11 protein-coding genes are annotated in these 14,735 nt (G+C 57.4%); 2 read left to right on the top strand and 9 right to left on the bottom strand.

What is annotated here, in order from left to right:
* Nucleotides 1–6: 6 nt before the first annotated feature.
* From fusA to nadC, 4 genes are all read right to left on the bottom strand, one after another.
* A complete protein-coding gene (fusA, locus tag AOP6_RS05205; RefSeq protein ID WP_155875547.1) occupies nucleotides 7–2,085 on the bottom strand; it encodes an elongation factor G in 2,079 nt (692 codons plus the stop codon).
* A 228-nt stretch (nucleotides 2,086–2,313) separates the two neighbouring features.
* The gene (locus AOP6_RS05200; RefSeq protein WP_155875546.1) at nucleotides 2,314–3,081 is read right to left on the bottom strand and encodes a type III pantothenate kinase; all 768 of its coding nucleotides are present in this window, start codon (nucleotides 3,079–3,081) and stop codon (nucleotides 2,314–2,316) included.
* A 51-nt stretch (nucleotides 3,082–3,132) separates the two neighbouring features.
* On the bottom strand, nucleotides 3,133–4,116 hold the full coding sequence (locus AOP6_RS05195) for a biotin--[acetyl-CoA-carboxylase] ligase (protein WP_155875545.1): 984 nt from the start codon (nucleotides 4,114–4,116) through the stop codon (nucleotides 3,133–3,135).
* 17 nt (nucleotides 4,117–4,133) lie between these two features.
* Nucleotides 4,134–4,958, bottom strand: coding sequence for a carboxylating nicotinate-nucleotide diphosphorylase (nadC, locus tag AOP6_RS05190; RefSeq protein ID WP_155875544.1), 825 nt, complete (start codon nucleotides 4,956–4,958; stop codon nucleotides 4,134–4,136).
* Nucleotides 4,959–5,182: 224 nt separating this feature from the next.
* Here nadC and AOP6_RS05185 point away from each other — a divergent pair, with 224 nt between their 5' ends.
* Entirely contained in the window at nucleotides 5,183–6,076 is an 894-nt protein-coding gene (locus AOP6_RS05185; RefSeq protein WP_155875543.1) for an OmpA family protein, read from the top strand.
* A 6-nt stretch (nucleotides 6,077–6,082) separates the two neighbouring features.
* Here the strand turns inward: AOP6_RS05185 and AOP6_RS05180 are convergent, their stop codons facing one another.
* Genes AOP6_RS05180 through AOP6_RS05165 form a run of 4 tightly spaced genes read right to left on the bottom strand, consistent with a single transcriptional unit; the run spans nucleotide 6,083 to nucleotide 11,296 of the window.
* Complete coding sequence (locus AOP6_RS05180) at nucleotides 6,083–7,021, bottom strand: GTPase-activating protein (protein WP_155875542.1); 939 nt, start codon at nucleotides 7,019–7,021, stop codon at nucleotides 6,083–6,085.
* A gap of 44 nt (nucleotides 7,022–7,065) precedes the next feature.
* Nucleotides 7,066–8,058 carry a methyltransferase gene (locus tag AOP6_RS05175; protein WP_155875541.1) on the bottom strand — a complete coding sequence of 331 codons (993 nt, stop codon included), beginning with the start codon at nucleotides 8,056–8,058 and terminating at the stop codon, nucleotides 7,066–7,068.
* A gap of 15 nt (nucleotides 8,059–8,073) precedes the next feature.
* Nucleotides 8,074–9,357, bottom strand: a complete 1,284-nt coding sequence (locus tag AOP6_RS05170; protein ID WP_213194769.1) for a ParA family protein — start codon at nucleotides 9,355–9,357, stop codon at nucleotides 8,074–8,076.
* Nucleotides 9,358–9,370: 13 nt separating this feature from the next.
* Nucleotides 9,371–11,296: an ABC-F family ATP-binding cassette domain-containing protein gene (locus tag AOP6_RS05165; protein ID WP_155875539.1), complete on the bottom strand. Its 1,926-nt coding sequence runs from the start codon at nucleotides 11,294–11,296 to the stop codon at nucleotides 9,371–9,373.
* A gap of 286 nt (nucleotides 11,297–11,582) precedes the next feature.
* Between AOP6_RS05165 and AOP6_RS05160 the strand changes: the two genes are divergently transcribed.
* On the top strand, nucleotides 11,583–14,129 hold the full coding sequence (locus AOP6_RS05160) for an Rne/Rng family ribonuclease (protein WP_155875538.1): 2,547 nt from the start codon (nucleotides 11,583–11,585) through the stop codon (nucleotides 14,127–14,129).
* Nucleotides 14,130–14,164: 35 nt separating this feature from the next.
* Here the strand turns inward: AOP6_RS05160 and AOP6_RS05155 are convergent, their stop codons facing one another.
* Nucleotides 14,165–14,701 (bottom strand): Smr/MutS family protein, encoded by a 537-nt coding sequence (locus AOP6_RS05155; protein WP_155875537.1) that lies wholly within the window; start codon nucleotides 14,699–14,701, stop codon nucleotides 14,165–14,167.
* Nucleotides 14,702–14,735: the final 34 nt, after the last annotated feature.

Genomic DNA, 14,735 nt, shown 5'->3' with positions numbered 1-14,735 from the left:
GAGCCGTTATCCGGCTTTTTTCACATCTGCAAGAATTTTTGCCGTCAAATGGGAGGGCACTTCTTCGTAGTGAGAAAAACTCATGGTGAAAAGTCCCCTGTCCGAGGTCATGGAACGCAGTTCCGGAGCATATTTAAGAACCTCCGCCATGGGCACCTGCACGGCAATGACCTGACTGTTGGCCTTCGGTTCGACGCCGAGAACCTTGCCGCGACGCGAGTTCATATCCCCGATAATATCCCCGATGCATTCATCGGGAACACTAATTTCCATATGCATGACCGGCTCAAGCAGAACCGGATTGGCCTGTTCCATCCCTTTTTTGAAGCCCATGGAGCCGGCGATCTTGAAAGCCATTTCGGAGGAATCGACCGAGTGATGCGAGCCGTCGAACAGGGTCACTTTGACATCCACCACCGGAAAGCCCCCCAGGGTGCCTTGCTGCATGGCTTCCTGAGCACCCTTTTCGACGGCCGGGATATACTGCCTCGGAACGACCCCGCCTACGACCTTGTCGACAAATTCGAAACCGCCGCCGCGCGGCAGGGGTTCTACCTCCAGCCAGACATCGGCGTACTGGCCCCGGCCACCCGACTGCTTCTTGTATTTACTCTGAAGCTTGGCCTTGCCCTTGATCGTCTCGTGATAAGGGACCTTGGGTTGTTTGAGCTCAACCTCCACACCGTATTTGCGTTTCATCTTTTCCACCGTCACCTCAAGATGAACCTGCCCCATGCCTTCAAGGATCATTTCATGGGTCTCTGCATCCCGATGGATACGGAGGGTGGGGTCTTCTTCGGTCAGTCGGGACAGGGCATTGTGGATTTTGTCTTCATCATTTTTGCTCTTCGCTTCGATTGCAAAGGAAATAACGGGGGTCAGAGGCAAGGGACTTTCGTAGAGGACGGGTTTGGCGGACTCGCAGAGCGTGTCCCCTGTCATGGTGACCTTAAGCTTGGGAACGGCAACGATATCCCCCGCTACGGCCATGTCGATCGCCTTCTGTTTTTTGCCTTCCAGCTCAAAAATCTGGCCGATGCGCTCTGTCGTTTCCCGGTTGGGGTTGTAGACGGACGAATCGGAACGCAGCGTTCCAGAATAAACCCGGAAAAGGGTAAGCTTGCCGGTAAAAGGATCGCTGATGGTTTTGAATACCATGGCCGAAAAAGGCTCTTCCTCGCTGGGAGAGCGCTCTTCCAGGTCACCTGTTTTCGGATTTTTCCCCACCTGAATACCCTTGTCCAGAGGCGATGGAAGGCAGCGCACGACATAGTCAAGAAGCTGCCTCACGCCGACATTGGCCAGGGCGCTGCCGCAGAAAACAGGAGTAAATACGCCCGTCAGGGTTCCCTCCCGCAGACCCAGCAGAATATCCTCGGTGGAAAGGGTCTCTTCCTCAAGGTATTTCTCCATCAGCGCGTCGTCGGCATCGGCGACCGCTTCCACCAGAAGACTGCGCAGGCGCTTTGCTTCTTCCAGGTATTCTTCGGGAATATCCTTCTCTTCGTAGGTCCCCTTCTGGTCAAAAGCGTAAAAACGGGCCTTCATGTGAACCAGGTCAATGGTTCCTTTGAAACCGGCCTCAGCTCCCATGGGCATGGTGACAATGACGGCACGGCTTGACAGCGTCTTCTCCATGTCGTCCACGGCCCGGAGAAAATCCGCACGCTCCCTGTCCATCTTGTTGACAAAAGCAATCCGGGGGACTTCGAACTCCTCTGCCCACTCCCATATCTTTTGGGTTTGGGCTTTGACGCCAGAAATGGCGGAGACGATAAGGACCGCGCCGCCAAGTACGCGCATGCAGTTACGCGTATCGTGCAGAAAATTGGTGTAGCCGGGCGTGTCGACGATATGCAGGCTGTGGCCATTCCATTCGCAGTGATGCAGGCTGGAACTGATGGTGATGTGCCGTTTGATTTCTTCCGGCTCGAAATCCATGTTGGAGGTGCCGTCGTCTACCTTGCCAAGCCGGTCGGTCATGCCGGTATTGAACAGGATGGCCTCGGTCAAGGAGGTCTTACCCGCGCCTCCGTGCGCTACAATTCCCAGGTTCCTCAGCTTCGCAGTATCGTACTTTCCCATAGCCGCTCCTTTCATTCCATGACAGGTTGATGGTTAAAGGATTCTTGCAGGAAAACAACGAACAAGGCGGCCTTGTGGCCCACCCGGGCAGGATAAATCTGCCCTTTCGGGGGGACGTCGCGTCGGGAAGCACTAGCCTCGAAACACGGAACCCTCCATCTGCTGAACATGTCATTACAAAAAAGCCGATTACCAAATTGTAGCACGCCCGTTCAGGGCGTCAAAAAATCACCCTTTGTTGCGATCGTAAATGATCCGCAGGCCTTCCAGGGTGAGATCGGGGTCTACTTCGTCGATGGTCTGGGAAGCGGTGGCAATCTGTTCAGACAAACCTCCCGTGGCCATGACATACGGTTCTTCTTTCGACTCCTGCTTCATGCGCTGGACAATTCCGTCTACCAGGCCGGCATAGCCGTAAAAAAGGCCTGACTGCATGCTGTTGACCGTATTCTTGGCGATCACCTGAGGGGGGCGGGAGAACTCCACGCGGGGGAGCTTGCTGGCCCGTTCGAAGAGCGCTTCGGCAGAGATGCCGAGTCCGGGCGCGATAGCCCCGCCCTGGTATTCGCCCCGGGCAGAAATAAAATCAAAGGTGGTCGCCGTTCCAAAATCAACAACAATGAGGCAGCGGCGCTTTTTTTCAAAAGCGGCCACGGCATTGACAATGCGATCAGCGCCAACTTCCCGGGGATTTTCATATTGAATAGGCATCCCTGTCTTGATGCCCGGTCCGACAACGTAAGGCTTGAGTTTGAAGTAATCCCGACACAGCCCTTCCAGAGTGTTGAGCATGGGCGGCACCACGCAGGAGATGATGACATCCTTGATATCGGTGAAATGAATCCCGGAGAGGTTGAACAACTCGTGAATAATCATGGCGTATTCATCCACGGTCCGTGATTTGTCCGTGGTAACCCGCCAGCTGCGCACCAGTTTTTCATCCCGGTACATTCCCAGCACCGTATTGGAATTGCCTACATCAATGACCAGCAGCATATAAAACTCATCTCCACAAGGAAGTCATGTCCCAACAGGGACGACCAGGGGTCACAAAGGACGGACATCGCCAGCCAGCACCCTTTCCGTGGCGCCGGAATGCAGACGCAGCAACAGGGCGCCATCGGTGTCGATACCGGTGACGGTCCCCTGCAGGCGACGATCCTGAAAATCGACCTCCACCTCTTTTCCCTGCCAGGCAAAAAAGAGGTTCCACTCCGCTGCGATGGGCCTAAAACCCTCCTGCAGATAGGTTCTGTAGAGGTCATCCAGCCCCCGGTAGAGAGTCCGGGCGAAAGTCAGACGGGAAAAGTCTCTGCCTGCCTCTAAAGCCAGGGAGGTCGCCGGGTAGCGCAGATCGTCGGGGAACTGATCTGCTGTCATGTTGAGATTGACACCAATTCCCATCACCAGGTAATGGATTCCTTCCATCTCGGCGTCGATTTCGTTGAGAATGCCGGCAACTTTTTTGCCGTCGATCAATACATCGTTGGGCCATTTGACCTGCGGCTGCAGACCGCTCACGGCTTCAATTGCCCGCGCGACAGCCACGGAAGAGAGAAAGGTCAGCTGAGTGGCCCAGCGCGGGAGGATGGAAGGACGCAGAAGGATGCTGGTATACAGATTAACACCAGCAGGGGAAATCCAGGGCCGCCCCAAGCGCCCCTTGCCAGCCGTCTGCTGCTCGGCGATGATTACCAGACCTTCTTCGGCGCCGGCCTTGCCGTATTCGTGGGCAATCCGGTTGGTGGATTCGGTCTCTTCGAAGTGGATAACTTCCCGGCCGACACAGTCCGTCCCCAGATTGGCCTGAATTTCAGCAGGAATGAGCGTATCGGGCGTCTCCGTCAAGCGATATCCCCGCGAGGCGGCAGACTCGATGCCATACCCCTGCTTCCTCAGCAGCCCGATATGTTTCCAGACGGCCGTGCGGGAAACACCGAGGGTCTGGCTTATCTCCTCGCCGGAGATGAACTGGCCCTTTCTCTGGCGAAAAACACGGAGAATGGCGTCGCGGGTTCCTGGTGTGCTCATCGACTTCCTGTTCCTGGTTATTGGAAGAGCATGGAGATATCCACCGCCCGGCTTGAATGGGTAAGAGCCCCGACAGAGATAAGATCCACACCGGTTTCAGCGATGTCCCGCACGGTATCCAGGTTGACGCCACCGGAAGCTTCGCAGAGGGCGCGGCCGGCGATAAGGGCGACGGATTCACGCAGCTCACCGAGGGACATGTTATCGAGAAGCAGGATATCGGCACCAGCACTCAGGGCTTCCTTCACTTCTGCCAGGTTGCGGGTTTCCACTTCGATCCGGAGGGTGTGGGGCGCCCGTTCCCGTGCGCGCTGGACCGCCGTTTTAATACCTCCGGCTGCGGCTACGTGGTTTTCCTTGATGAGCACCCCATCATAAAGGGAGGTGCGATGGTTGCGGCCGCCGCCCATACGAACCGAGTACTTTTCGAGAACACGCAGGCCCGGTGTCGTTTTACGGGTATCAACGATAGTCGCCTTCGTTCCCGCCACCGCTTTGACGAACAGTGAGGTCTGGGTAGCAATGCCGCTCATGCGTTGCAGAAGATTGAGAGCCACCCGCTCTCCCTGCAGGAGAACCGAAGCCGACCCGCGGAGCCAGGCGAGGACTTCCCCTCGGCGGACGGCCTGCCCGTCTTCCTTGAGCTTTTCAAAGGCGATATTGGCATCAAGAAGAGAAAAAACCCGACCGCACACGTCCATGCCACTGAGAATGAAATCTTCTTTGGCGACGAGCTCGGCCCGACTCTGTGTTTGCGGGTCAACAGTCGCCTGCGTGGTGACATCTCCGAGGCCGATGTCTTCCTGAAGGGCGTTACGAATGATGTGATCGATCTCGAACATACTTTCCCCCGTGTAACGTATTGAAAACCATATCCTTATAGCACGTTCACCCGAGCAGCCGCAACTGAAAAGCCCGGCATGAAAGGAGGATTTTACCTTTGCTTCTTTAGGTGTTATGCTTGCCAAGTATAACGAAAGCATTCACTGTATCGGGACGAATCCTGGCCCTGCATCCCATTCACCTGAATGTCGCATTCAGCCCCTCAACAAAAAGGACAGACAACGTGCGATCCATCAAGATATTTCTGCTGGCAGCCCTCATTCCCCTGGCCCTCACCGCCTGCGTCAGCAAGGCCGATTACCAGCGCAAAGCCGATCAGGCGGCTATTCTGGCAGCCAGCATCGAAGAGCTTGAAGCGGATTACCAGTCGCTGGTGCGCATCAATGGCGACCTGCTGACCTACAATGAGAAAGTCGAGGCCCAACGTGATGAAGCCAGACGCCGAAACGAGGGTCTGGAGCAGGATCTTGTACGGGCCCGTGCCGATCTGGAGCGCATCGAGTCCGTACTGACGGCCAGGGATGAGGAAACGGGAGAGGCCCTGGCCCAGATGCGCCAGGAAATAGATCGACTGGAGACGGCCAACCGTGCCTTGCGGCAGGAAATCGAACAGGAACGTATTGCCCGGGAAGCGCGCCTGGCCCACCTGAAAAGCACCTACGATGAACTTGTCGAGAAGATGGAACAGGAGATTTCCCGGGGGGAGATCACCATCTCTGAGCTGCAGGGAAAATTAACGGTCAATATGGTGGAGAGCATTCTCTTCGATTCGGGCAAGGCCGATATCAAACCAGCCGGAAAAGAAGTTCTCAAGCGGGTCGGCAAAATCCTCAAGGGGGTCGACAACAAAGAAGTCCGCGTAGAAGGGCATACGGATAACGTGCCTATAAGTCCCCGGCTGCAGGACATCTTCCCCAGCAACTGGGAGCTTTCCACGGCCAGAGCAACAAATGTCGTGCACTTTCTGCAGGAAGAGTCGAAGATCTCCGGTTCTCTCCTCGCCGCCTGCGGCTATGGTGAATTCAGGCCCATTGCCAGCAACGCCAACGCCCAGGGCCGGGCTCAGAACCGACGCATTCAGATCGTCCTCGCCCCCCTGGATGCATCGTCTCCCTGACAAATATTAACGTCTGGACAGAACGGCCTGGATCCCCTTACTCATCTCTGCCTGCATGACGGCGACGTCTTTCTCGGTAGCCGTCAGGCTGGCAGATCGGCCAAGGGCCGCAAAGAAAGCTTTCATCGAGTCCTCCGATCCAGGCACCAGTTCCTCGAAGGCCTTTTCCACCAGATAAACGCCGATCTTGCCCAGATGCTGCTCGGCCACCCCCTGCAAAAAAATCAACAGGCTCTCATTGCGCTCATTTTTGACCTTCCCCGTGACGGCACGTTCCGCTGGCCGTCGCCCATTTTCCGCTTCGGCTAAGACCAGATGCCAGATGGCCGTCAGCTGGCCCGCATCCATCATATCCTGCAGAGAGGATTCTTCTCCTATATCGCTGGTCAGCACGTCGACCTTGGCGCCAGGCAACCGGGCAACGGACAGGGAGGTGTCAGCCGTCGTTTCCAAATCTTTGGAGCCATCGTGGAAAAACCCCAGAGGCTGGCCCTCCCGGTAAAAGATCAGCGCCACCCGATCCTCCGTATAGATGCGCAGGCACCCGGTAATCGCGTCCTCTTTGAGGCTCTTCAGCAGAAGACGGATGTCAATGAACCTGAGTTCCTGCCCGCGATAGAGAACTTCACCATGCAGCAGGGCATGAATGCCCATGGCCAACTCAGGCGACAATCGGTAAATGTTCAGTGTCGCATCTCCCGAACGAGCTTGGCTGAAGATGCGCCCGATGGCCTGATAGCCCGTAAGACGCTGGGGCCCCGCCACATGCAGGGCGCTGATCAGTTTGCCCACATGAAAAATCAGGATACCGACGCCGGCCGGCGCGTCGAAACGCAGATATCCGGTAAAATGCCCCGTATGGAGCTTGCCGAGCGCGTCGGGAAGGTTGACTTTGGCCGGATTGAGCTTTTCTTTGACCGGATTCCCTCTGGGCAGCAATATCATGGCAATTCCTCACAAAAACCTGCTGAAAATAGGTGATTTTCTTATCATGAAACCGGTTTGCGACCACGCACCACTGAGGTATCGTCGCTGACCTGCTGCACACGGACATCAACAAAACCGGCCTCATCCAGCCAGACCGAAAGCTCCCCGCCAGCGTAGGTTCTTCCCACTCCGGTCATGACCAGCATATGCACGGCAAAAATCGCCGCCTGCAAAGGTCCGGTGCGGTGGTCTTCAATCAAAAACTCATGCAGGATCAACTCTCCACCCGGCACGAGAGCCTCAAAGGCTTTATCTATGAGCATGCGGCAGCCGGACATATCTAGAGAGTGCAAAACTTGCGAAATCCAGACGACATCAAATCCCTGCCCGAAAGAGGTATCGTGAAAGTCCCCTTCGAGCCAGCGCACGGAAGTCTCCACTCCCCTGCTCTTCAGGTTTTGGCGCCCTACGGCAGCGGCCTTCGGCAGGTCGAAGACACAAACCTCCCGCAAGGAAGGATACTCTTTCAAAAAAGCTTCGGCGTAGGTTCCTGGCCCCCCGCCCACATCGAGAAGGGTCAAGGGACTGCCCAGCCCCAACCTCCCCACGACCAAAGGAGCAAGTTCACGGGTGACATTCTCCATCCCCAGAATAAAATCCCGAGTCTGTTCTTCATCCCGCGCCGGTGACCACGATTCCTCCTCGACCTCTCGCCCTCGCAGTCGATCGGAAAGATTCCCCCAGGCCGGCCAGCAGTGCCCGATGTGCCGGAAGATGTGACCGCGATAGCCTTGGCCGGAAACCAGAGTTTTTCCCACAAGGGGCCCATTGACGTAGTCATCGCCCTCTTTATCCAGAAGGCCCATGGCGACCATGGCGTTGAGCACCAGAGTCAAAGGGACTTCCTGCAGACTCAGTCGGGCAGCCAGCTGCCGGGCCGTCATCTTTTCCGATAGGTGCGAGAAAAGGTCGAGCTCCACGGCGCTCAGCAATATCCGCGCAGGCTCAAAACCATGGGAAAGCTTCATCAGATCTTTAAATGTCTCCGGCCTCACGACAACCTCCACAGGTTAAAGTGTCCCAAAAACTTCTCGCAGCATCTTTCGCCTCAGACCAGCCGCGCCTTTTCTGCCTTTTTGAGACAGGAATTCCCGGGGCGCCTCAGCAGTCCAGAACAGCATCAGCGTTTCGCGGTAGAGTTCTGCCAGCGGACGACCAGTCATCGCCTGCAGGAAGGCCCGCGCAGAGCTGAAGGTTATCTGGTCAGCAGCGAGCTCCTCCCCCGTCTCAGTGAAAAGCTGGGAGGAAAAGTACAGTTCATCCTCGTGCAGGGCTTCCTCGTCGATCCTCCACACCATGGCTCCTTGGTCTGGGAGCGGTGCCAGCAGGCTGTCGGCCACCAACGTCTGTAGACAGTCGCCATGGACAAATCCTTGCCGACGACTGCGCAGGTCCTGGAAAAAGCCACCTTCGGAGCCATCGGCCGCATCGCCGCAAAACGGACACTGGAGGCTCTGTCGACGGGACAGGCGGGCGGAAGCTCCGCCTGGCAGCAGGTCATGGCGGGATGAAGATAGCGGCGAAGACGTGAAGGTTTCCTGACAACGCAGGACGAAATCCCCCAGTTGCCGGAATTGGGCATGAACAGCAGTGCTGCGGGCGTGGGTAAGGACAGGATAGACGCGGCTGCTCAGATTGGTGGTCAGACTTTCCACTTTGGGACTCTTGGAAATGAACGTGTCGAGAACCTGGTAGCCCCTCTCCCGCGCCGACTCCACCAGAAATTCCCGCACCCCGATATGCTCCCGCAAGCGCAGGCGGCTGTCGATGAGGCTGGGCAGCAGCCAAAATTTATCCGTCGCGCCCCCGGCCTCCCGGACCTCCTGCAGCAAGGAGGCGGCGTTGACAAGAGAGGGACGGTCTTTGACCGGCACCAGCACCAGATCGGCGGCAAGCAGGGCACTGCGGGTGAAATAGTCGAGGATAGGCCGGGTATCGAGGATAAAGATCCCGTCGAGATCGGCCTGACTCAGAGCACGTTTCAGATGAAAGGGATCGTCATCGGGGGGCACCAGGCCCCGCTCGGAGGCCAGATACTGCACGCCGTATTCCCCCAGTTCGACCAGATCGCGGACAGGTCGTCCCGCGAACAGGTCGGCAACGGAAGCACCGGAGGAACGGCGGATGGCAAACATGGCGTCGACGCTGAAATGATTGTCAAAAGAGGCGATGGTCACCGGCAGGTCTTCGCGCAGCGCCTTGAGATAAACAGCAAGATTGGTAGCGATAGTCGTCTTGCCTACCCCCCCTTTTTCACTGGCTACCGCGACAACAAAAGGAACGCGTCCTGCCATGCTCACTCCTCCCTCAGGCCGATGCAGACACCTGCAACTCTTCCCAACGCTCATAGGCGGCGGCGATCTGTTCCTGCAGCCGTTCATGAAGGGAGGAGATTTCCCGCCAGCGTTTACCGTCCTCGTAAAGTCCCGGGTCGGCCATGACCTGTTCCAGGTCGCCCAACTCTTTTTCCAGCGTCTCAATAAGCCCTTCGACCTCGCTCAGTTCTTTCTGACGTTTTTTCTCCAGGCGTTGCGTATCCTTGCGCTGTTCATGCTGGCGCCGGCGTTCGTCCTTATCCATGGGTGTTTCACCAGCGGCACCCTGCAGAACCTCGACCCGCTGCTGCGAATGGCTCTGATCCCCCTGCGCCCCCTTGGCGCGCAGAAAATCTTCGTAATTCCCCAGATAAGAGACAGCCTTGCCAGCGGCGACTTCGACCACCCTGTTGGCCAGCGAATCGACAAAGTAGCGATCGTGGGAAACAAAAACCACCGTCCCCTTGTAGCCCTTGAGAGAATCGAGCAAGACCTGCTTGGACTGCAGGTCGAGATGGTTGGTTGGCTCGTCGAGCAGCAGTAGATTGGCGGGGCGCAGCAGCAGAATAGCCAGGGCCAGACGGTTGCGTTCACCGCCGGAGAGCACGGAAACGCGCTTGTGGACATCGTCGCCGGTAAAGAGAAAAGAGCCGAGGATATCCCTCACCCTGGGCACCATATCAAAAGGGGCAGCAGCAGTGATCTCTTCGAGGGCCGTCTTCTGCGGATCGAGAATACGAGCCTGATCCTGGGCAAAATAAGCCAGCGCCAGGTTGTGCCCTTCCTGCCGGGTTCCCGTCGTCGGCGCCTCCACCCCGGCCAGCAGCCGCATCATCGTTGACTTTCCGGCGCCGTTGGCCCCGACGAGAGCCAGGCGCTCCCCTTTCTCCACCGCCAGATCGACGTGTTCCAGTACAGTCAGGTCACCATACTGCTGGCTGGCACCGACCAGCTCCACCGCCAGTCGTCCGCCCTTGGGGGGATCGGGGAACTGAAAGGCAATGCGCTTGCGGGCCGGCGGCACCTGGATACGCTCGATTTTTTCCAGCTGCTTGACGCGGCTCTGCACCAGGGAGGCTTTGTTGGCCTGGTAGCGGAAGCGGCTGATAAACGCTTCGATCTTGCCCACTTCCTCGTCCTGGCGGCGCTTGGCTTCCAGCAGCGCTTCGACGCGGCGTTCCCGTTCCTCGACATAGCGACTGTAATTGCCAGGATACTCGGTCAACTGGCCGTTCCAGACCTCGACGATGCGACCGACCACCTGATCGAGAAAAAAACGGTCATGGGAGACCAGGACGACGGCAAAGGGATAGTGTCGGAGGTACTCCTCCAGCCAGTCCCTGGCGGGCAGATCGAGGTGATTGGTCGGTTCGTCCAGCAGCAGCAGATTGGGACGCTGCAGCAACAGTTTGGCCAGGGCGATGCGCATCTGCCAGCCGCCAGAAAAAAACTCGCAGGGCTTCTGCCAGTCCTTTTCGGCGAAACCGAGACCATGCAGAACCTTGGCGACTTCCGTCTCCATGGTGTAGCCGCCCCGCTGTCGAAAGGACTCCTGCAGCGACGCGTAGCGATCAAGGTCGGCGGCCGTGCCGCCGACAGCGATAACCTTTTCAAGACGACGCATGTCCTGTTCCATCTGCAAAAGCTCATCGAGAGCACCATGCACTTCATCAAACAGGGTGTGGCCACGATGCTCGAGACCATCCTGGGGAAGGTAGCCAAAAGTCGTCCCTTTGGCGGCCTGCACCTCGCCGCCGTCGGGAGCTACACGGCCCGCCAGAATCTTTAGAAGCGTGGTCTTGCCGGCGCCATTCTCCCCGCACAGGCCAATGCGATCTCCAGGACGGATGTGCCAGTTGACGTCGGCAAAAATCCGGTGTCCGCCAAATTCTTTGATGAGATTTTTTAGTTGCAGCATGGTCCTTCTTATATCACAGGCGTCTTTCTCATGAAACATCGAAAAAAACACGGGCGCCCTTATGAGGTTCCGCTATCAAAACCCTTTGCTTTCTGGTATAGTTACGAGGTTTTCACCGATAGTGGCTTCATCCATCACGGCCCAAGGGCCGTTTGAATAGATCGAGACATTACCCTACCCGATATCCGCGGAAGCAACTCCGGGCCTGCCAGGCTTCGCTGAGACTCCGCCGGAAACCGGCATCCCCCATTGAAGCGTCCGATCGGGCGCTGGAAGGAATCGACACATGAGCAAGAAGATGCTGATCAATGCCACCCATCCCGAAGAAAACCGGGTGGCCATTGTGACCGACGGCATCCTCAACGAACTCGACATCGAGGTCGTTGGCAAGGAGCAGACCAAAGGCAATATCTACAAGGGCACTGTTGTCCGCGTCGAACCGGGTCTGCAGGCCGCCTTCGTCGACTACGGCGCCGAACGCCTGGGCTTTCTGCAGATGGGGGAAATCCACCCCTCCAGCTACAAAACAGCGCCTGGGGCTCCCGAGCAGAAGGGAAGGCCCCGCATAAACGACATCCTGCAGCGGGGCCAGGAACTGCTGTTGCAGATCGTCAAGGAGGAACGCGGCACCAAGGGCGCTGCCCTGACCACATTTCTGTCCCTGCCTGGACGCTACATGGTGCTGATGCCGGAGAGCGACACCAAGGGAATCTCCCGCAAGATCGAAAACGAAGGGGAGCGAAAAAAGCTCAAGGAGACCATGTCCACCCTCGACCTGCCGGCGGACATCGGCTACATCGTGCGGACCGCCGGCATCGGCCAGAGCCGCGAGGAGCTGGGCCGCGATCTCGATTACCTGATCCGCCTGTACCGCAATATCGTCAAGCACAACGAAAAAGTACGCGCCCCCGCCCTGATCTACCGCGAATCCAACCTGGTCATCCGTTCCATTCGAGACTACTTCAGCAAAGACATGGACGAAGTCCTCATCGACGATCCCAGGGTCTTCCAGGAAGCGAAGGATTTTTTCCAGCAGGTCATGCCTGAATACGCCCATCTGGTCAAACTGCACCAGGAGCGCCGTCCCATCTTCGCCCGCTACCAGATCGAAGAACAGATCGAAACGATCAGTAAAAACAAGGTGCCGCTGCCCTCCGGCGGCTCTATTGTTATCGACTCGACCGAAGCCCTGGTGGCCATCGATGTGAATTCAGGAAAAATGGCCGGTGAGCAGGGCGTAGAAGCCACGGCCTACAAAACCAACCTTGAAGCGGCCACCGAAATCGGTCGTCAGCTGCGCCTGCGCGACCTGGGCGGCCTGATCGTCGTCGATTTCATCGACATGCGCGACCGCCAGCATATTCGCGAGGTGGAAAAAAACCTCAAAGACGCCCTGAAAGATGACAAGGCACGCGTCACCGTGGGCCGCATCAGTTCCCAATTCGGTCTGCTGGAAATGAGCCGTCAGCGCATCAAAGCCGCCCTGGCCGAGGGCACCTATAACACCTGCGCTCATTGCCACGGCACCGGCCGCATTAAGAGCGTCGAGACCCAGGCCATCGCTTTTCTGCGCAAAGTGTACGGCGGCATTGCCCGCGGCCAGATTGACCGCATCGAAGGGGAGGTTCCCCTGGAAGTGGCCACCTATCTGTTGAACAGCAAGCGTGAGGAATTGATTGAACTAGAACGCTCACGCAATGTCTCCATCATGATCAAAGGAAAGCCCGACCTCATTTCTGGCCAGATGGAGCTGACCTTCCAGAAACGGGAAAAGGAAAGCCGGGAGGAAGTGGCCCCCGTCGAATTCAGCACGTCCCAGCCTCAGCCCCTTGCCGGTGAAAACCCCAGTGAAGAGGAAAGCGTTCTCGTCAAGGCGGAAAAAACAACGGAACCGGAAAAAGAGGGAAAGAAACGGCGGCGACGGCGCAAGAAAAAACCGACGGAAGGCGCCGAGACCAGCGCCGAAGCGACGGACGAGTTTCCTTATGAAAAGGATGGCGAGGAGGAATCGGCCACCGAAGACTCCGGCAGTCCCGCTCTGGAAAGTGAACAGACGCCGGCAGAAGCCGCCCCGCCCAAAAAACGCCCCAGACGCAGACGCAAACCTTCCACAGGCAAATCGCCTGCACAGGAGACCGAGGCAGCACCTGTCGCAGAGGCCGCAACGGAATCACCTGGGAAGGACGATCAAACTTTCGTCGCCAATTCAACGCCGCAAGCCTCTTCGCCCCCAACTGATGAGATTCAAGCCACAGAGGCAACCGTAGAAAAAAGCGCGGAAGCAGCCCGTAAAAAACGCCGCCGGCGGCCAAGTAAACCAGCAACACCGACAGACGAAGAACAGAAAGAATCGGCCAGGAAGACAGATACCGCTAGAGCAGAGCAGCCCTCCCCAGAATTCGGCGGACCTGGCGAGGACTCAACCAGGGCAGTTCCTGAGCTTGCCAAGAACAAGGCGGTCGAAAAACCATCGGCACCAAAAGAGGAAACTGCAGGCAAAGCTGTACGAGCCAGACGTAGCCGAAGCACCGCGAAAACGCCGGCAAAAAAAGTGGCTGCCTCTGACGAGACGGAAATTAAGCCTGCAAAAACCGACTCAGCCATGGTGGCTGAGGACAAAAAACCGGTGGCCAGAAGTCGCCGACGCACAACCACCAAAAAGAGCGATACTGCGAAAACCACTGAACATGACGGCCCACAGGAAGCGACACAAGCGGCTCCTGAGCAAAAGAGTATCACCGGCGAGACGGCCTCCGATAAACCCGCCGCCAAACGTCCTGCCCGCCGAAAAAAACCGGCCGCTGCAAAAAAGGAAGAGGACATTCCGACATAAAGGAAAGGCCGGGCGATCTGCCCGGCCTTTCTCGTTTAATCGCGGGAGCGCAGAAAAACCACCAATGCGCCTTCGCCCCCATGCTGCCTGGGAGCCCGCCCCCACTCGCTGACCCAGGCGCGCCCTTCCTGACCGAGGTAGCGCTCCATATCGTCTCGCAGAATGGGCTCCTTTCCTGAGCCCTTTCCCCACCCGGTAATCACCAGCACCACTTTACGGCGGTGGTGCAGGGAATCTTCCAGAAAGAAACGCACCTTCGCTCGAGCCTCATCTCGCGTAAGTCCATGCAAATCGAGTGTCGCCTCGGGACGCAGTTTGCCCTTGCGCAGCAGTTTCATGCGACGGGGGACAGCGCCTGGCGTTTCCTCCTCCGGATATTCATCCACGAAGGTAACTTCCATTTTGCCAAGAGCCTGCAGAAACAGATCCTTCTCTGTGAGTGATTCTTCCCGCTGCCCCGTAGAGGCGGCCGGACCTTCCGGCTGTTCCGCATTGGCATCTTCCGTACCCAGGGCAGAGGAATCCAACCCTAAGCGTGCCATTTCCTTGGCAAAGAGATCTTTGGCATCCACCCTTTCTTCCTCTGCAACCGGTTCGGTGGCCACG

This window comes from Desulfuromonas sp. AOP6 (genome assembly GCF_009731355.2).
GTDB lineage: Bacteria > Desulfobacterota > Desulfuromonadia > Desulfuromonadales > SZUA-540 > SZUA-540.
This window is presented reverse-complemented; position numbering and strand designations above follow the sequence as displayed.

Coding starts and splice junctions, on each gene's coding strand:
- fusA (WP_155875547.1), bottom strand. CDS start 2,085: ATGGGAAAGTACGATACTGCGAAGCTGAGGAACCTGGGAATTGTAGCG.
- AOP6_RS05200 (WP_155875546.1), bottom strand. CDS start 3,081: ATGCTGCTGGTCATTGATGTAGGCAATTCCAATACGGTGCTGGGAATG.
- AOP6_RS05195 (WP_155875545.1), bottom strand. CDS start 4,116: ATGAGCACACCAGGAACCCGCGACGCCATTCTCCGTGTTTTTCGCCAG.
- nadC (WP_155875544.1), bottom strand. CDS start 4,958: ATGTTCGAGATCGATCACATCATTCGTAACGCCCTTCAGGAAGACATC.
- AOP6_RS05180 (WP_155875542.1), bottom strand. CDS start 7,021: ATGATATTGCTGCCCAGAGGGAATCCGGTCAAAGAAAAGCTCAATCCG.
- AOP6_RS05170 (WP_213194769.1), bottom strand. CDS start 9,357: ATGGCAGGACGCGTTCCTTTTGTTGTCGCGGTAGCCAGTGAAAAAGGG.
- AOP6_RS05165 (WP_155875539.1), bottom strand. CDS start 11,296: ATGCTGCAACTAAAAAATCTCATCAAAGAATTTGGCGGACACCGGATT.
- AOP6_RS05160 (WP_155875538.1), top strand. CDS start 11,583: ATGAGCAAGAAGATGCTGATCAATGCCACCCATCCCGAAGAAAACCGG.